Here is a 17,740-nt window from a genome sequence, read left to right as displayed (position 1 = left end):
CGGTATCAAGAGAAACAGGTCCCCGGTCCGGGGACGGAAGCCGGACGGCGAGCACCGGAAGGCGGGTGCCGGACGGCGGGTGCCGGTACACAAAACTCCTCCCACCTGCGTTTCCGCAGGTGGGAGGAGTTTCCTTGTGGAGCCTAGGGGAGTCGAACCCCTGACATCTGCCATGCAAAGACAGCGCTCTACCAACTGAGCTAAGGCCCCGCGAGCAAAGCGTCCACCAGGAAGAAGGACATCCGGGTGGGCGCCGGACACCAGAGTACCGGGTCACCCGGGGGGTTCCGCAAAAAGGATTGGGGGTCCCCGCGACCGACCACTCTCCGTAAGATGCTCGGCGTGGTTCGCTGAAGCGAAGCACGGTTCTTGGGGAAGCGATGGGGAGACGCAATGGACGCCGCACAGCAGGAAGCCACCGCAAGAGCGCGGGAACTGCAGCGGAACTGGTACGGGGAGCCACTGGGGGCGCTCTTCCGTAAGCTCATAGACGATCTCGGCCTCAACCAGGCTCGTCTCGCGGGGGTACTGGGACTGTCCGCTCCGATGCTGTCGCAGCTGATGAGCGGTCAGCGGGCGAAGATCGGCAACCCCGCGGTGGTCCAGCGGGTGCAGCTGCTGCAGGACCTGGCGGGACAGGTCGCGGACGGGAGCGTCAGCGCGGCCGAGGCGGCCGAGCGCATGGAGGAGATCAAGAAGTCGCAGGGCGGCTCGGTACTCAGCAACACCACGCAGACGACGAGCGGTTCGGGGGCGCCCACGGTCAAGCGGGTGGTACGCGAGATCCAGTCGTTGCTGCGCTCGGTGGCGGCCGCCGGTGACATCATCGACGCCGCCGACACCCTCGCCCCGACCCACCCCGAACTGGCAGAGTTCCTCCGGGTCTACGGCGCCGGCCGGACCTCCGACGCGGTCACGCACTACCAGTCCCACCAGAGCTGATGCCCCGGCCGCCGGAGGGGGTCCGGCGGCCGAGGACACGGAGGGGGAGCCGAGGGGGTCGAACAGCTCGTCACGGGGGAGACAGTCGAGGGGGAGAGGTCGGTGTGAGGCAGAAGGGGTAGGGCAGGGCCGGGCACGGCACCGCTGGGGGAGGAGCGACGCACAGCCATGGGTGAGGTCTTTGCCGGCCGGTACGAACTGGTCGACCCGATCGGGCGCGGAGGTGTCGGTGCCGTCTGGCGTGCCTGGGACCACCGTCGTCGTCGCTACGCGGCCGCCAAGGTCCTGCTGCAGAGCGACGCCCACTCCCTGCTCCGTTTCGTGCGCGAGCAGGCTCTGCGGATCGACCACCCCCATGTGCTCGCCCCGACCAGCTGGGCCGCCGACGACGACAAGGTCCTGTTCACCATGGACCTGGTCGCCGGCGGTTCGCTGGTCCACCTCATCGGCGACTACGGTCCCCTGCCGCCGGTCTTCGTCAGCACCCTTCTCGACCAGCTCCTGGCGGGACTCACCGCGGTGCACACGGAAGGTGTCGTCCACCGCGACATCAAGCCCGCCAACATCCTTCTGGAGGCCACCGGCACGGGTACGCCACGGCTGCGGCTGTCCGACTTCGGCATCGCCATGCGGCTCGGAGAGCCCCGCCTGACCGAGACCGACCTGGTGGTGGGCACGCCCGGCTATCTCGCGCCGGAGCAGATGATGGGCTCCGAACCGGATTTCCCCGCGGACCTGTTCGCCGTGGGCCTGGTCGCGCTGTACCTGCTGGAGGGTGCCAAACCGGACGCCAAGGCCCTCATCCAGTACTTCGCCGAACACGGGACGCCCGGGGCGCCCCAAGGCATCCCCGAGCCTCTGTGGCAGGTCGTGGCCACACTGCTGCAGCCGGACCCGCAGGCGCGGTTCCGTACGGCCACGGGGGCGCGCAAGGCCCTGGCGGCGGCCAGGGAGCTGCTCCCGGAGCCCGGTCCCGACGACGAAGTGATCGAGGTCTTCGATCAACTCGGCCCTCTTCCCGCGGGTTTCGGCCCCGACGGCCCGCTGAAGGCGGCGTCGGGCGTGCGCTCGGGCCGGGGCCGCCCCGGAGTGGAAGGGCGCCATCCGCAGGACGAGGAAACGGGTCGCCCGGGGGATGCCGGACCAGTCGGGCCCGGACCGGCAGACGCCAGGTCGGCAGACGCCGGACCGGCAGGCTCGATGCTCCGGCCCCTCGGCGGAGGCGACAGCGCCCCGGCGTCACCGGATTCGTCCTCCATGGACAGCGGCACAGCCCTCACCGACCCACGTCAGGACACCTCCTCGGCACCACGTTCCGTCCCCCACACCCCCCGGGCGCCCGCCTCCGGCTCCAGCGCCGTCTCCCTTCCGGCACCGTCCGTCCCACCGCAGCCGCCCTCCATGTCGGACACGGGCAGCTTCCACCTCCCACCGCCGCAGGCCACGGTCACGCCCTCCCCCGCACCCGCTCCGTCGCACCACGCACACACGCCACCGCCACCGGCGCAAGCACCGTTACCGGAGCGGTCTCAGGCACCTGGGCAGCCCCAGCCGCCGTACCACACCCAGCCCCAGGTCGCCCACGCCGGCCGGCTCGGCCACATGTCCCACGCATCCCCTCACGACCCCACTCACCCGTTGCGTTCTCCCCGTCCCCAGCCTTCGGCGCGCTCCCGCCCCGCGTCGCACCGGGCCGATCCCTCCACAGCCGAATACACCGCCGGAGTCCCCGAGGCTCCGTCTCCGGGCAGGGCAGGCCCACGGCACGGAGCGGGCAGCCGGCGCCGACGCCGCCCCGGCCCGCCCGCGCGGGCAGCCGTCCCTCTCCTGCTCCTGGCCCTGGTCTGTTACGCCGTGGGGTTCTGGGCGCTCACCAGGATCTGAGCCCTCACAGCCGCCCCGGGGACCGGCGTCCCGGGGGCTGCCTGCCTCCCTAGTGCGGGGAGGCAGCCCTCCGCCGAGCCGCCACCGTCCACACGCCGAGGCCCACCAGCAGTGCGCTGCCGGTGCCGATACCGCCCACCGCGAGCGCCGTCATCGCGGTGTCGTCCCCCGGTCCCGGACCCGCTGCCTGCCCGTCCGGCGCGGCCTCGCGATCCTCCTCGCCCACCGCGAAGACGTCCGACGGCACGGACTCCCCCGCGTACCCGGGGCCGTCCTGTGCCGCGCCGCTCACGCGCACCCGCAGTGTCAGCGGGACGGGCCCGTCGCCGAAGTCGTCCGCGACCTTCTCCGCGAGGTGCGCGACGAGGTAGTACGAGCCGGCGAAGCGCATCGCCGCGACCTGGCTGTTGGGTGCGTGGCGATTGGCGTACACGACGGGGGGCAGCGGGGCGAGGCTGTCCGACTTCTGCCTGCCGTCGTATCCGACGCCCACGTCCGCGACATGCCCGCGTACGGGGTTGTAGAGATCCAGGTCCAGGGCGGCAGGAACGAATCCGGTACCGCCCGAGCTCGAACTGCCCAGTTCTGCGGTGGCGTTGAACTGCCGACCCCAGCCGACCGGGACCTTGTAGAAGAGCGTCCGGCCGGGCCGGATGTCGTCCCGCCAGACTCCCTCTCCGAGTGGGGTGGCCTCGGCGAAACCGGCGCCGCCGGCGCGCCGTCGGGCCTCCCCGGCGACGGGTTCGGGCGAGGCGGAGTTCCACGCCTCCGGCGCGGTCGTCGCCCCGGCCTGCGCCGGCCGCGGTTCCGACACGGTGGTGAGCTCCAGCTCCCAGGGGCCGGGGGAGGCGCCCTTCCCGTCCGGATCCGCGCGTTCGACGGTCACGTAGTACGTGCCGGCGTCCTTGCAGAGGGACCGCCCGGGGGAGATCTCGCGTGCGGCCCACGCGGCGACCGGATGCGGGCTGGCGGCGGCGCCGAAGGTCGCCGTGTCCACATCGCAGGAGCGGCCGTCACCGTCCTGTACGGACACTTTGACGCCGTCGATGACGGCGGCGGTGCCTCCCCCCGGCGGGACGGCGGTGGCGGAGACGTAGACGTTCGAGGTGTCGTCGAGTTCCAGACGGTAGTGGACCGGGCCGCTCGCCGGGAGGGTGCTCCGGTAGGTGCGGCCGGCCTCCAGCTGTACGGCGTCCGCGGTGCTCAGGGCTCCTTCGACCCGCGGCGCGCCCTCGTCGAAGGCATACGTCCCGGGAGTCCCGGCGGCAACCGCCTCCTGCCCCGCGGGCAGGCCCGGCATCCCCATCAGCAGCACTACCGCGAGCGCCGTCACTCCGGCGCGTCCAACGGTCGGGGCCCGGCCGCTCCTCCCCGTCCGCGCACACCGCCCCCACGCAGTACACCGCCGTGCCCTCACGCGCCACTCCTCGTCGTCGCCGGACGTCGCACCGTGACCATCCTGCCCCGCGGACAAGGGGCGTCGGCAAGGCCCCGCGACACACAAAGCCCCGACCGCGAGCGCGGCCGGGGTCTGTTCAGCGTCGTATGTCGGTACTCACGAACCCGTGGGCACGGAGTCAGTCGCCTCCGTCCACAGATCCTGCTCGGCGCGATCCGCCTGGATCTGGCGGTACACGAGGAGCCCGCCGATGGCGGCCAGTGCGACCAGGAGAAGCTTCTTCACCGCGCGACCTCGTCTTTCTTGACGTAGGGGACCTCTGGCGCCCGACTATACACACCGGCCGAGACCGATCAGTGACCTGCGTCGGCCCGCCAACTCCCCTCCTGTACTGCGCAGTAGGGGTGGGGAAGTCCGGCCGGACCGGAGGGTGACCACCTCCGCACGGTCGGTGATTTTCACCACCTCCCTCCGTGATCTTCCGCTTTTCACCCCTCTTGCGCCCATCCGGGTGGTGTTCATCTGAACATCGACGCGCCACGGGCGCAGGTCCACCACTTCGGGGCCCGCATACACATCATGAGGAAAGTACGCAAATCGCCCGACCCGAAAGTGAGAGGCCAATGGCCCGGAACAAGGTCATGAAGCTGTGGACCGCCATCATCACCGCCTTCCTCGCGCTGTGCACGGCGCTCGGATTCGTCACCACGACCGCTTCGGCGGCCGTACCCCGGACCGAGACGACGCGCAACGACGAAAGCGCCCCGGACGTGACGGCGCCGGCGACGTCCATCCGGCCCTGGTCCCATGCGGCGGCCCTGCCTCCCACGATGAAACAGCGCATCCGCGCGGAGGCCCACGGCGCATCTCCCAGGTGTCGCAACCGCCCTCTCACGAACCCGGCCCCGGCCCCGGCCCCTGACCCGACCGCCTCCACGAACTGCTCCGACGACGACACCACGTCCCCCGCAGAACCTCCCAGGGGCCACCTCCCGCTCCAGCGCTGAGCCCCGGAGCCCCACACACCCCTCCCGTGCCGTTCCGGCTCCCCCGAAGTACCGGCGAACTCGCGTACGGCCCCAAACGGCACGCGAAGGACAGCCCGGCCGCTCGAACCAGAGCGGCCGGGCCTTCCTCATGCGCCCCACGCTCACGTCCCCCGGCCCCGGCCCCCACAGCGGGCGATACGGGCAAGGCGCCCAAGCCGCACCCCATGGCAGAACGGGACGGCGGAAACGAGTCCCGGTGGAACAGGACCATCGCGAGGCCCCACGGCCACACCGGCCGATGCCGGCCACGCGTGCCCCGCACCCACTGCTGGACAAGCCCCTCCGGCCGCACCGCACACGGCAGCCTCCGGAGACGCAGAGAACCCCCGGTTGTATCGACCGGGGGTCTCGCGATGATGTGCGGGGCCAAGAGGATGTGGACCTGTGGCCTCATCCTCGTCAGGTCGATCGAGGCGGCCCTTCGGTCCTGCCGCTTGGCGGTTCCACCGCCCGGTACTGGTCGTTCCGGTCCGCCCCGATCCGCCTGTGCGTGTGGTTGCTGGTGTCAGTCGTTGATGGCAGGCACCAGGACGGGCTTGACACACAGCCGTGGAAGCGGGGGTGCTCCCGGCCTCGCTGACGGCTCGACCTGACGAGCAGCCCGTTCGTGCCTGATGCGGGTGCGGCCGTGTTCACCGTGATTCCCCGCGCGGTCTGGAGCGGTTGTGGTGCGGTCGGAGGTCAGCCCGGTGCCATGCGGCTGAGGGACTCCCCAGCCCGGTACAGTTCGGCGCGCTCCTGGTCGGTCTTCTGGACGATGTCGAACGAGCGGCTGCCGACGATCGGGCGCCGCGGCGGTTCGGGCAGCTTGGCCGGCTCCATGATGACGGGTGCCGCCGTGGCCGGGTCCGGGCCGGCGTCCTCGCCCCACATCTCTGCCAGCTTGGCGCGCAGCGACGCGTAGGCCGGATCGGGCGTGGCTGTGGTACCCGAGGTGAACAGTCCCGTGGCGTAGCCGCCCATCTCCACGATGGTGACTTTGGTTCCGAACTGCTCGACCTCCATGGCCGGTGCCTCGCTGACGGAGTCGAGCGCCACCTTGCCCGCTCCGTAGAAGCCGACGGAGGCCATGCCGCCACCGCTGCCCAGTGACGTGACCTGGAGGAGCGCCGGAAGCTGCGAGGGCTGGAACGGAGGATCGCCATGAGCACCGCCCGTCTCGCCCGGCACACCTGCGGGACCCTGCTCGCCTTCCTGGGAAGTGCACCCCAGGTGGCTCAGGCGGTCCTCCGGCACAGCCGGATCAGCATGGCCATGGAGGGACGTGTACACGCACGCGGTCGGCGACAAGCGAGCGGGAAGCGGTCGGCGTGCTCGCCGGGCATCTGGAAGATCCGCCCATCGGCTGATGTCACCCCTGGATGTCGAAAGACCCCCAACCGAAACCGGCCGGGGGTCTTTTGTCTGGTGGGGCTAACAGGATTTGAACCTGTGGCCTCATCCTTATCAGGGATGCGCTCTAACCAACTGAGCTATAGCCCCGCCGCGCTCTGCGGTGTATGCCCCGCGCGCTGACTCCTGAAGATTAGCGCACGACCGGGGCAGTCCCAAAATCGATTGCCGGGAGGCCGTCAGAGCAGGCCGGGAAGGCGCTGGGCGCCGCTCACTCGTCCTCGGCCAGCGTCAGCTCGACGCCGCCCACGAAACCCGCGGAGAGGTTGTAGATGAACGCGCCGAGGGTCGCCAGGGCCGTCGCCAGGACGACGTCGATGACCGCGATGACCGTCGTGAACAGCAGCACGTTGGGCAGCGACAGGAACGACTGGAGGTCGAAGCCGTTCGACTCGTTGGAGCCGGTCGCCTCGGAGATGGTGCCGCCGACGGTGGAGAAGACACCCATCGCGTCCATGACCATCCACAGCACCGCGGCCGCGACGATCGTGCAGATGCCCAGGGCGACGGAGAGCAGGAAGCTGACCTTCATCACCGACCAGGGGTCGGCCTTGGCCACCCGCAGGCGCGCCTTGCGTACGCGCGGTGTGGTGCGCGCCCCGGTGCGCGGGCGGCGTACCGCGCCGGTCTGGCCCCCTGCCGTGCCCCCCTGCGCCGGGTAGGCCTGCGGCGGGTGGTACGGCCCCGCCTGCTGCTGCGACTGCCGTTCCCCCGGCAGCGGTGAGGCCGTGTGAGCAGCGGCGCCCTGTCCGGGCGCGCTCTGCTGGCCTCGGGTGTCCGTCACAGTTCCCCCCTGGGATCCATGTCTGTCGGACGAAGGCGATTCCTTGCCGGGCGACTTGATCGCTTTCAGGTTGGTCGTGTGCGGATCTGTCGCCCGCGCGGCAGAGCCACGGTCACCGCCGTCCACACCCGTACTGGTACCGGTCGGTCCGGCGCCCGTGGCTCCGCTCACGCTGGCTCACTCCTCGTGCTACTCGGACGAGGGCGCCTCACCCTCGTCCGTGCCGGTGGTCACGGCACCTTCATCGGTCTCGTCCACGGCCACGTCGCCGTCGACTTCCTCCGCCTCGAGTCCCGCCTCGGCGTTACGAGCGATGCCGACCACGGCATCGCGCTTGCCCAGGTTGATCAGTTGGACGCCCATGGTGTCACGGCCCGTCTCCCTGACCCCGCTGACTCGCGTACGAATCACACCACCCGACAGCGTGATGGCGAGGATCTCGTCGGTCTCCTCGACCACCAGCGCACCGACGAGAGTTCCACGATCCTCGACGATCTTGGCGGCCTTGATTCCGAGGCCGCCGCGACCCTGGACGCGGTACTCGTCGACAGCGGTCCGCTTCGCGTACCCGCCGTCTGTGGCAGTGAACACGAACGTACCGGGTCGAACAACATTCATCGAGAGCAGTTCGTCCCCTTCGCGGAAACTCATGCCCTTTACACCCGAAGTCGCACGGCCCATGGGCCGCAAAGTTTCGTCGGTCGCGGTGAACCGGATCGACTGCGCCTTCTTGCTGATCAGTAGTAGATCATCATCCGACGAGACGAGTTCGGCCCCGATCAGTTCATCGTCGGAACCGTCCTCCTGCTCCCGCAGGTTGATCGCGATCACGCCGCCCGAGCGCGGCGAATCGTAATCCTTCAGTGATGTCTTCTTCACCAGACCCGCCTTCGTGGCAAGGACCAGATAGGGAACCGCCTCGTAGTCGCGGATCGCGAGGATCTGGGCGATCGCCTCGTCCGGCTGGAAGGCCAGCAGGTTCGCCACGTGCTGGCCGCGCGCGTCCCGGCCGGCGTCGGGCAGCTCGTACGCCTTCGCCCGGTAGACCCGGCCCTTGTTGGTGAAGAACAGCAGCCAGTGGTGCGTGGTGGACACGAAGAAGTGGTTGACGATGTCGTCTTCCTTGAGCTTCGCGCCCCGTACGCCCTTGCCGCCTCGCTTCTGGGCCCGGTAGTCGTCGGTCTTGGTGCGCTTGATGTAGCCACCGCGCGTGACCGTGACGACGATGTCCTCCTCGGCGATCAGGTCCTCGATGGACATGTCGCCCTCATAGGGGATCAGCTTCGTCTTGCGGTCGTCACCGTACTTCTCGACCAGCGCGGCCAGTTCCGCGCTGACGATCCCTCGCTGGCGGGCCGGGGAGGCGAGGATCTCGTTGTACTCGCTGATCTTCGTCTGGAGTTCGTCGTGCTCCTGGACGATCTTCTGGCGTTCCAGTGCCGCCAGCCGGCGGAGCTGCATCTCCAGGATCGCGTTGGCCTGGATCTCGTCGATCTCCAGGAGCCCCATCAGGCCCCCGCGCGCGATCTCGACGGTGTCGCTGCGCCGGATCAGCGCGATGACCTCGTCGATGGCGTCCAGGGCCTTCAGCAGGCCACGCAGGATGTGCGCGCGCTCCTCCGCCTTGCGCAGCCTGAAGCGCGTACGGCGGACGATGACCTCGATCTGGTGGTTCACCCAGTGGCGGATGAACGCGTCCAGGGAGAGCGTGCGCGGCACGCCGTCGACCAGCGCCAGCATGTTGGCGCCGAAGTTGGTCTGCAGGTCGGTGTGCTTGTAGAGGTTGTTCAGGACGACCTTGGCGACCGCGTCCCGCTTGAGCACGATGACCAGGCGCTGGCCGGTGCGGGACGACGTCTCGTCACGGACGTCCGCGATACCGCCGACCTTGCCGTCCTTCACCAGGTCGGCGATCTTCTGCGCGAGGTTGTCGGGGTTGGTCTGGTACGGCAGCTCGGTGACGACCAGGCACTGGCGGTTCTGGATCTCCTCGACCTCGACCACCGCGCGCATGGTGATCGAGCCGCGGCCCGTCCGGTACGCCTCCTCGATGCCCTTGCGGCCCACCACGAGGGCACCGGTCGGGAAGTCGGGGCCCTTGATGCGCTCGATGAGCGCGTCGAGGAGCTCCTCGTTCGACGACTCGTGGTGTTCCAGGTACCACTGGGCTCCGGCCGCGACCTCGCGCAGGTTGTGCGGCGGGATGTTGGTCGCCATGCCGACCGCGATACCGGCCGATCCGTTGATCAGCAGGTTCGGGAAGCGGGCCGGCAGGACGGTCGGCTCCTGGGAGCGGCCGTCGTAGTTGTCCTTGAAGTCGACGGTCTCCTCGTCGATGTCGCGGACCATCTCCATCGACAGCGGCGCCATCTTGCACTCGGTGTACCGCATGGCCGCCGCGGGGTCGTTGCCCGGGGAGCCGAAGTTGCCGTTGGAGTCCACCAGCGGCATCCGCATCGACCACGACTGCGCGAGGCGGACCAGCGCGTCGTAGATCGAGGAGTCACCGTGCGGGTGGTAGTTGCCCATGACGTCGCCGACGACACGCGCGCACTTGTAGAAGCCGCGCTCGGGCCGGTAGCCGCCGTCGTACATGGCGTACAGCACGCGGCGGTGGACGGGCTTGAGCCCGTCACGGACGTCCGGCAGCGCACGCGAGACGATGACGGACATCGCGTAGTCGAGGTACGAACGCTGCATCTCCGTCTCGAGCCCGACGGGCTCGACGCGCAGGGTGAAGCCGTCCTCTTCGGGCGTGACGGGAGTGTTCTCGTCGGTCATTGCTGGTAAAGATCCTTCCTGGTGCGGTCAGCTGAGACCGACTCAGATGTCGAGGAAGCGGACGTCCTTGGCGTTGCGCTGGATGAACTGGCGGCGCGCCTCCACGTCCTCGCCCATGAGGACGGAGAACAGGTCGTCGGCCTGCGCGGCGTCGTCCAGGGTGACCTGGCCGAGGACGCGGTGCTCCTGGTCCATCGTGGTGATGCGCAGCTCCTCGGCGTTCATCTCGCCGAGGCCCTTGAAGCGCTGGACGGAGTCCTCACGGATGCGCTTGCCGGCCTGACGGCCCAGCTCGATCAGCGCGTCGCGCTCGCGGTCGGAGTACGCGTACTCGAAGTCCTCCCGGCCCCACTTGATCTTGTAGAGCGGGGGACGGGAGAGGAACACGTGCCCGGCCTCGACCAGCGGCCGCATGAAGCGGAACAGGAACGTCAGCAGCAGGGTGTTGATGTGCTGGCCGTCGACATCGGCGTCCGCCATCAGAATGATCTTGTGATAGCGGAGCTTCTCGATGTCGAAGTCCTCGTGCACACCGGTGCCGAACGCGGAGATCATCGCCTGGATCTCCTGGTTCTGCAGGATCCGGTCGATGCGCGCCTTCTCGACGTTGAGGATCTTGCCCCGGATCGGGAGGATCGCCTGGTACTGCGGGTTTCGGCCGGACTTGGCCGAGCCGCCGGCGGAGTCGCCCTCGACGATGAAGATCTCGCACTTGACGGGGTCGTTCGACTGGCAGTCCGAGAGCTTGCCCGGCAGGGACGCCGACTCCAGCAGGCCCTTGCGACGGGTCAGGTCGCGGGCCTTGCGGGCCGCCACGCGCGCGGTGGCCGCCGCGATGCCCTTGCGGACGATGTCCGCGGCCTCGTTGGGGTTGCGGTCCAGCCAGTCCGCCAGGTGCTCGTAGACGACCTTCTGGACGAAGGTCTTCACCTCGGTGTTGCCGAGCTTGGTCTTGGTCTGGCCCTCGAACTGGGGCTCGCTCAGCTTGACCGAGATGATCGCGGTCAGACCCTCGCGGATGTCGTCACCCGTGAGGTTGTCGTCCTTCTCGCGCAGCAGCTTCTTGTCGCGCGCGTACTTGTTGATGAGCGAGGTGAGCGCCGCGCGGAAGCCCTCTTCGTGCGTACCGCCCTCATGGGTGTGGATGATGTTGGCGAAGGAGTAGACGCCCTCGGTGTAGCCGCTGTTCCACTGCATGGCGACCTCGAGGGACAGGAGCTTCTCCCTGTCCTCGGCCTCGAGGTCGATCACGGTGGGGTGCACCGCTTCGCCCTTGCGGGAGTTGAGGTACTTCACGAAGTCGACGATGCCGCCCTCGTAGTGGTACGAGACGGCCTTGACCTCGTACTTCTCGTCCTCGCCCGCCTCGTCCGCCCCGGCGGTGGCCTTCGCCGACTCGCGCTCGTCGGCGAGGTTGATCCGCAGACCCTTGTTGAGGAACGCCATCTCCTGGAAACGCCGCGACAGCGTCTCGAAGGAGTACTCGGTGGTCTCGAAGATGTCCGCGTCGGCCCAGAAGGTGACCGTGGTCCCGGTCTCGTCCGTGGCCTCCTGCTGGACCAGCGGGGCCGTGGGGACGCCCATCTTGTAGTCCTGCGTCCAGCGGTGGCCGTCGCGCTTGATCTCGACGGAGACCCTGCTCGACAGGGCGTTCACCACGGAGACACCGACGCCGTGCAGACCGCCGGAGACCGCGTATCCGCCGCCGCCGAACTTACCGCCCGCGTGCAGCACGGTCAGCACGACCTCGACGGCCGGCTTGTTCTCCGAAGGAACGATGTCCACCGGGATGCCGCGGCCGTTGTCGACGACCCGGACACCGCCGTCGGCCAGAATCGTCACATCGATCGTGTCCGCGTGCCCGGCCAGCGCCTCGTCGACGGAGTTGTCGACAACCTCCTGCACCAGGTGATGCAGGCCTCGTTCACCGGTCGAACCGATGTACATACCGGGTCGCTTGCGGACCGCGTCCAGACCCTCGAGGACGGTGATGGCACTGGCGTCGTACGAAGCGGTGACCTCACCGTTGAGGGCGGTCGCCTCGTTCTTCGCGCCGGTGTCGGTGGACGGGATGTTCTCGTTGGGGTTGCCGGAATCGGCCACGAAGCGCCCTTTCTGGCACACCACGAGCCTGGCTCGGCGGCGGGTTGCCGGAGCGGCTGCGGCATGTTGCGTTGATAAGCCTTGATCAGCGTTGCTCAGCTTTTCCCGGGCGGTCCCCACGATCGGGGCGGGATTGCTTCCAGTCTACCGGTAGCTCGGACATCGATGGGGGTTTGCCGGTGCCTGAGTCCGCATGTGCCGCCCTCAACCGGTCTCGCCCGACTCCCGATATACGGATGGGGGCCCCAGGAGGCTCACGAGGGCACCTAGCGCTTCCGACCGTCCACCCTTGGCTACTTACGAGTCAGGTGGCGATCCGGCACCCCGCCCCGGGGCGCGACGAAAGAGGCACCCCCGGACCCGACACACACCCGGAAGCCCTCGATGTGACGTCGGTCACCCTGCCGTGGGAGGCCCGGAAAACAGCCCTGAACGGGCCCCGGTCACCCGTACGTGTCGCCGGGACCGGTGCTTCCGGGGGCGCGCAACGGGCCGTAGCGGCGGGCCGGGCCACCCGGTCCGTTGACCTTGATCAGCCTCACCGTGCCGTGGCCCAGGTCCTCGTTCAGCCGGGCGACCAGGGTCGGTGCGAGCAGCCTCAGATTCGTCGCCCACGCGGTGGAGTCGCAGCGCACGACCAGCACCCGCTCGTCCTCGTCGTAACGCTCCGGCTCACAGTGCTTGGCCACGTCCTCACCGACGATCTCCGGCCAGCGCCCCATCACACCGCCCACCGCGGCCGGGGCCTCCCAGCCGCGCTCGGTGAGCAGCCGGTTGATCGCCGCGCCGAGCGCCATGGGATCGCGCCGGTCCCCGCGCGCACCCGAGCGCAGGCCACCACGCCGTGCCTGCTTCTTCTGCTGCGCCACGTCCCCACGCGCGCGTGCCGCCTCCTTGGCCGCGCGCAACGCCACGCGCGCGAGGTCGACACCCGAGGGCTCGGGGGTCGCCTTCTGAGCTCCCGCGGGGGTGCCCTCGGGTCCGTCCGGCCGGCTCATACCCGTTCCACCGTCCCCTCGGCCACCGCGAACCGCGTCCCCGACAGCACATGGGGGACGTCGTCGTCGACGGCCGCGGTCACCAGCACCTGCTCGCCGGGCGCGACCAGCTCGGCGAGGCGCTCACGACGTCGGGTGTCCAGCTCGGCGAAGACGTCGTCGAGGACCAGCACCGGCTCGTTGCCCTCGGCGCGCAGCAGGTCGTAGGAGGCCAGGCGCAGGGCCAGTGCGTAGGACCAGGACTCGCCGTGGGAGGCGTAGCCCTTGGCCGGCAGCCGGCCAAGGTTGAGCAGCAGATCGTCGCGGTGCGGGCCGACCAGGGTGACCCCCCGCTCGACCTCCTGCTTGCGCGCCTCGGCGAGCGCGGCCGACATCTGCTCGAACAGGTCCTCGCGCGTGTGCGCCTCACCGGGCGCCGACGGCTTGTACTCCAGCGCGACAGGGCCGCCCCCCGGCGCGAGCTGTTCGTACGCCTTGTCGGCGAGCGGCTGGATCGCGGCGATCAGATCCAGCCGTTGGGCCAGCAGTTCGGCACCCGCCCGTGCGAAATGCTGGTCCCAGACGTCGAGGGTGGACAGGTCCATGGTGCGCCCGCCGTGGCGGCGGGCCAGCGCGGCCGACTTCAGCAGCGTGTTGCGCTGTTTGAGGACACGGTCGTAGTCGGAGCGGACGCCGGCCATACGCGGGGAGCGGGCGGTGATCAGCTCGTCCAGGAACCGACGCCGCTCACCGGGATCGCCCTTGACCAGGGCGAGGTCCTCGGGCGCGAACAGGACCGTGCGGACGATCCCCAGCACGTCCCGGGGTCTGACCTGTGAGGACCTGTTGATCCGGGCGCGGTTGGCGCGGCCCGGGTTCAGCTCCAGCTCGACGAGCTGCTGCCGCTCGCCCTGCCGGACCTGGGCCCGGACGATCGCGCGGTCGGCGCCCATGCGGACCAGCGGGGTGTCGGAGGAGACACGGTGGCTGCCGAGGGTGGCGAGATAGCCGACCGCCTCGACGAGATTCGTCTTGCCCTGCCCATTGGGGCCGACGAACGCCGTGACCCCCGGGTCGAGGGAGACCTCGACCCGGGGGTAGGACCGGAAATCGGTCAGCGACAGATGCGTGACATGCATGATCGTTCGCCGACCTCCTCCGGCGTTGTGGACCGTCGTGCGGTCCTGTGGCCGACAACACGGAACGGCCCTGACCGCTCAGCCTGTGGCTGCTCCGGCTGCTCTGTGGACTACTTCTCCACGGATCGCTTCCCCCGCGGGTCGCCTCTCTGCGGACTACCCCTCTGCGGACTGCTTCTTCTCGACCGCGTGACCGCCGAACTGGTTGCGCAGCGCCGCGATCATCTTCATCTGCGGCGAATCCTCCTGGCGGGAGGAGAACCGTGCGAACAGTGACGCGGTGATCGCCGGCAGCGGGACCGCGTTGTCGATCGCGGCCTCCACGGTCCAGCGTCCCTCACCGGAGTCCTGCGCGTACCCCCGGAGGTTCTCCAGGTGCTCGTCCTCGTGCAGCGCGTTCACCGCGAGGTCGAGCAGCCAGGAGCGGATGACCGTGCCCTCCTGCCAGGAGCGGAAGACCTCCCGGACATCGGTCACCGAGTCGACCTTCTCCAGGAGCTCCCAGCCCTCGGCATAGGCCTGCATCATCGCGTACTCGATACCGTTGTGGACCATCTTGGCGAAGTGCCCGGCGCCGACCCTGCCGGCGTGCACCGAGCCGAAGTCGCCCTCGGGCTTCAGGGCGTCGAAGACCGGCTGCACCTTGGCGACGTGCTCCTTGTCGCCGCCGTACATCAACGCGTAGCCGTTCTCCAGGCCCCAGACGCCGCCGGAGACACCGCAGTCGACGAAGCCTATGCCCTTGGCCGCCAGCTCCTCGGCGTGCTTCTCATCGTCCGTCCAGCGGGAGTTGCCGCCGTCCACGACGACATCGCCGGGCTGCAGCAGCGCCGCGAGTTCGTCGATGGTCGACTGGGTGGCCTCGCCGGCCGGGACCATCACCCAGACCACACGCGGGCCCTCGAGCTTGCCCACCAGTTCTTCCAGGCTGTGGACATCGGCGAGGTCCGGGTTGCGGTCGTATCCGAGAACGGTGTGGCCCGCGCGGCGAATCCGCTCGCGCATGTTGCCACCCATCTTGCCGAGGCCGACGAGACCGAGCTCCATCAGTTGTGTTCCTTAGGTTGCGACGTGGCGTGGCGGCACGAGCGTGCCGCGGCACTTACGTACCGACCCGACCCTAAACCCGGGCGCTCACGCACATCTGTGGGCATACGCGCTCATGCGCACGCCCTCACCTGCGGTTTCACCTGCGTCGGCCGACCAGCTGTCTTCCTGTCCCTTCCGGGTCCGGGGCGATCCGGTGTCCGCACTCACGGTCCGGTGTCCACCGGGCCCGGAAGGACTGTGCACACCTGTGGACCGATGCGGGCGGCCACGGACAGGCGGGGCGAGGTCAGCCGCTGAGCCGCACCGGCATGATCAGGTACTTGTAGGCGTCGTCCGCCTCCGCGTCCACCGCGGGCCTGCCGCTGAGCAGCGCGGGCTTGGTGGACGTGGTGAACGACAGCTGGGCCACCGGAGAGTCGATGGCGCTCAGGCCGTCCAGCAGGAACGTGGGGTTGAAGGCGATCGAGATGTCGTCGCCCTCCAACTGGGCGTCGACCCTTTCCACAGCCTGTGCGTCGTCGCTGGAACCGGCCTCCAGGATGAGCACGCCCTGCTCGAAGCTCAGCCGCACCGGGGTGTTGCGCTCGGCGACCAGGGCCACACGCTTGACGGCCTCCACGAAGGGGGCGGTCTCGATGACGGCGACGCTGTTGAACTCGGTCGGGAACAGGGTGCGGTACTTCGGGAGGTCGCCCTCCAGCAGCCGCGTGGTCGTGCGTCGCCCCGCGCCCTCGAATCCGATCAGACCCTCGCCCGCACCCGAGCCGGACAGCGCCAGGATCACCTGGTCGCCACTGGTCAGCGCCTTGGCGGTGTCCAGAAGCGTCTTGGCGGGCACCAGGGCGACGGCCGAGGCCTCCGGGTTCTCCGGCTTCCACAGGAACTCTCGGACCGCGAAGCGGTAGCGGTCGGTGGAGGCCAGCGTCACCGTGTCGCCCTCGATCTCGATGCGGACACCGGTCAGGACGGGCAGGGTGTCGTCACGGCCTGCCGCGATGGCGACCTGCTGCACGGCGGATGCGAAGACCTCGCCGGGGACCGTGCCCGTCGCGTTCGGCATCTGGGGCAGGGCCGGGTACTCCTCCACCGGCAGCGTGTGGAGTGTGAACCGCGAGGAGCCACAGACCACCGTCGCCCGTACACCGTCTGTGGAAATCTCCACCGGCCGGTTCGGGAGTGCGCGGGAGATGTCGGCGAGCAGCCGGCCCGAGACGAGGACCGTGCCCTCCTCCTCGACCTCCGCCTCCACCGAGACCCGCGCGGAGACCTCGTAGTCGAAGCTGGACAGGCTCAGCTGTCCCGCCTCGGCCTTCAGCAGCAGGCCTGCGAGGACCGGCGCCGGCGGACGGGCCGGGAGGCTGCGCGCAGCCCAGGCCACTGCCTCCGCGAGTACGTCGCGTTCCACCCGGATCTTCACCGTAAGCCGCCTCCTGCTGTTGCCGGCGTTCTCGCGCCCTGCTTTGCCTTCGTCATCTGACTCGGTGTCGTCGGCCTCTGGGAGGGGAAGGACACCGGGAACAGTCTGACGCACCGCACTGACAGTAGGCGCCCCTCGGGGTCAAGTCGTGCCGAGGGGCAGTCGGCGGCGAAGCGGTGAGTTGTGCACAGGCCCCGCTTCTAAACGGATTCCTCACTCTCTCTAGTTGGGAGTAGTAGTAGGGCCTGTGGATACCGTGGATAACCTCGTTTTCCCAGCTCAGGGCCCAGATTTTGTCCACTGGCCCTGTGGGCGGAGCCGGTGGACAACTCGGGGTATCTGTGGAGAACAGAAAGTTCTGCACACTCCGTGCACAGGTCGGGCCGAGTTGTCCCCAGCTCCATCCCCAGGTTTGCCGCTCTTTCCCACAGGCCCCTGCGTCACCTTGGTGTGACGCCTTTCACTCGACCCGGTGAGGGGACGCGTCGCGTTGCCGAACAGTGGACAGGCGTGTGGAGAAGCGCGTGATCGCTGGGGACAACCGGACTCGGCCTGTGGATTACCTGTGGATAACTTTGTACACAGGCTGTGGATCATTATTCTGTCCACAGCCTGTGGGGATCGCTTGTCCACGAATCCACAGCCGGTTGACCTGGCTCGATCGTCCCCCATTTGGCGGCCCTGTGGACAGGATCGGGACAACTTTGCGGTCCCCAGGATGTGGACGGGAAAAACTTGACGAATCTGTGGAGGAAGGCCGTAACCCGGCGCCGAAATCGAACACTGGACGGGACCTCGAGGACACCCGGGGCGACCGAGAACC

Annotated in this window: 13 protein-coding genes and 2 tRNA genes; 3 read left to right on the top strand and 12 right to left on the bottom strand. The window is 69.1% G+C overall.

The features are described 5' to 3' along the window. Positions 1-137: 137 nt before the first annotated feature. Positions 138-210, bottom strand: a tRNA-Ala gene (locus tag ACFWVE_RS25685). Between the two features lie 183 nt (positions 211-393). Between ACFWVE_RS25685 and ACFWVE_RS25680 the strand changes: the two genes are divergently transcribed. Both ACFWVE_RS25680 and ACFWVE_RS25675 read left to right on the top strand, forming a co-directional pair. After that, positions 394-942 (top strand): helix-turn-helix domain-containing protein, encoded by a 549-nt coding sequence (locus ACFWVE_RS25680; protein WP_384018361.1) that lies wholly within the window; start codon positions 394-396, stop codon positions 940-942. Between the two features lie 168 nt (positions 943-1,110). Beyond that, entirely contained in the window at positions 1,111-2,826 is a 1,716-nt protein-coding gene (locus ACFWVE_RS25675; protein ID WP_384018358.1) for a protein kinase, read from the top strand. Between the two features lie 49 nt (positions 2,827-2,875). Here the strand turns inward: ACFWVE_RS25675 and ACFWVE_RS25670 are convergent, their stop codons facing one another. Together ACFWVE_RS25670 and ACFWVE_RS25665 are read right to left on the bottom strand one after the other, a co-directional pair. Further along, on the bottom strand, positions 2,876-4,159 hold the full coding sequence (locus tag ACFWVE_RS25670) for a hypothetical protein (RefSeq protein WP_384018356.1): 1,284 nt from the start codon (positions 4,157-4,159) through the stop codon (positions 2,876-2,878). A gap of 222 nt (positions 4,160-4,381) precedes the next feature. Next, a complete protein-coding gene (locus ACFWVE_RS25665) occupies positions 4,382-4,510 on the bottom strand; it encodes a DLW-39 family protein (protein ID WP_003999697.1) in 129 nt (42 codons plus the stop codon). A 338-nt stretch (positions 4,511-4,848) separates the two neighbouring features. On the opposite strand from ACFWVE_RS25665, the gene ACFWVE_RS25660 reads away from it, so the two are divergent. Beyond that, the gene (locus ACFWVE_RS25660) at positions 4,849-5,232 is read left to right on the top strand and encodes a DUF6344 domain-containing protein (RefSeq protein ID WP_384018353.1); all 384 of its coding nucleotides are present in this window, start codon (positions 4,849-4,851) and stop codon (positions 5,230-5,232) included. Between the two features lie 723 nt (positions 5,233-5,955). Here ACFWVE_RS25660 and ACFWVE_RS25655 read toward each other — a convergent pair. The 9 genes from ACFWVE_RS25655 to dnaN all read right to left on the bottom strand — a co-directional run bounded on the left by ACFWVE_RS25655 (position 5,956) and on the right by dnaN (position 16,917). After that, positions 5,956-6,444: a hypothetical protein gene (locus ACFWVE_RS25655; RefSeq protein WP_384018350.1), complete on the bottom strand. Its 489-nt coding sequence runs from the start codon at positions 6,442-6,444 to the stop codon at positions 5,956-5,958. Between the two features lie 235 nt (positions 6,445-6,679). After that, a tRNA-Ile gene (locus ACFWVE_RS25650) sits at positions 6,680-6,756 on the bottom strand. A 121-nt stretch (positions 6,757-6,877) separates the two neighbouring features. Continuing rightward, positions 6,878-7,621 carry a DUF3566 domain-containing protein gene (locus tag ACFWVE_RS25645; protein ID WP_384018347.1) on the bottom strand — a complete coding sequence of 248 codons (744 nt, stop codon included), beginning with the start codon at positions 7,619-7,621 and terminating at the stop codon, positions 6,878-6,880. A gap of 18 nt (positions 7,622-7,639) precedes the next feature. After that, positions 7,640-10,231 (bottom strand): DNA gyrase subunit A, encoded by a 2,592-nt coding sequence (gyrA, locus tag ACFWVE_RS25640; protein ID WP_384018344.1) that lies wholly within the window; start codon positions 10,229-10,231, stop codon positions 7,640-7,642. A 42-nt stretch (positions 10,232-10,273) separates the two neighbouring features. Beyond that, complete coding sequence (gene gyrB / locus ACFWVE_RS25635; RefSeq protein ID WP_384018341.1) at positions 10,274-12,334, bottom strand: DNA topoisomerase (ATP-hydrolyzing) subunit B; 2,061 nt, start codon at positions 12,332-12,334, stop codon at positions 10,274-10,276. Between the two features lie 443 nt (positions 12,335-12,777). Further along, positions 12,778-13,332, bottom strand: a complete 555-nt coding sequence (locus ACFWVE_RS25630) for a DUF721 domain-containing protein (protein WP_384018338.1) — start codon at positions 13,330-13,332, stop codon at positions 12,778-12,780. Next, positions 13,329-14,450 (bottom strand): DNA replication/repair protein RecF, encoded by a 1,122-nt coding sequence (gene recF / locus ACFWVE_RS25625; protein ID WP_384018335.1) that lies wholly within the window; start codon positions 14,448-14,450, stop codon positions 13,329-13,331. Before recF ends, ACFWVE_RS25630 begins: the two co-directional genes overlap by 4 nt. Before the next feature lie 156 nt (positions 14,451-14,606). Next, complete coding sequence (gnd, locus tag ACFWVE_RS25620) at positions 14,607-15,497, bottom strand: phosphogluconate dehydrogenase (NAD(+)-dependent, decarboxylating) (RefSeq protein ID WP_384018332.1); 891 nt, start codon at positions 15,495-15,497, stop codon at positions 14,607-14,609. A 289-nt stretch (positions 15,498-15,786) separates the two neighbouring features. Further along, positions 15,787-16,917 carry a DNA polymerase III subunit beta gene (gene dnaN / locus ACFWVE_RS25615; RefSeq protein ID WP_042163176.1) on the bottom strand — a complete coding sequence of 377 codons (1,131 nt, stop codon included), beginning with the start codon at positions 16,915-16,917 and terminating at the stop codon, positions 15,787-15,789. Between the last annotated feature and the right edge of the window lie 823 nt (positions 16,918-17,740).

The organism is Streptomyces sp. NPDC058632 (assembly GCF_042717095.1).
Classification (GTDB): domain Bacteria; phylum Actinomycetota; class Actinomycetes; order Streptomycetales; family Streptomycetaceae; genus Streptomyces.
The sequence above is the reverse complement of the archived record's forward strand: the minus strand, read 5'-3'. Positions and strand labels throughout refer to the sequence as shown.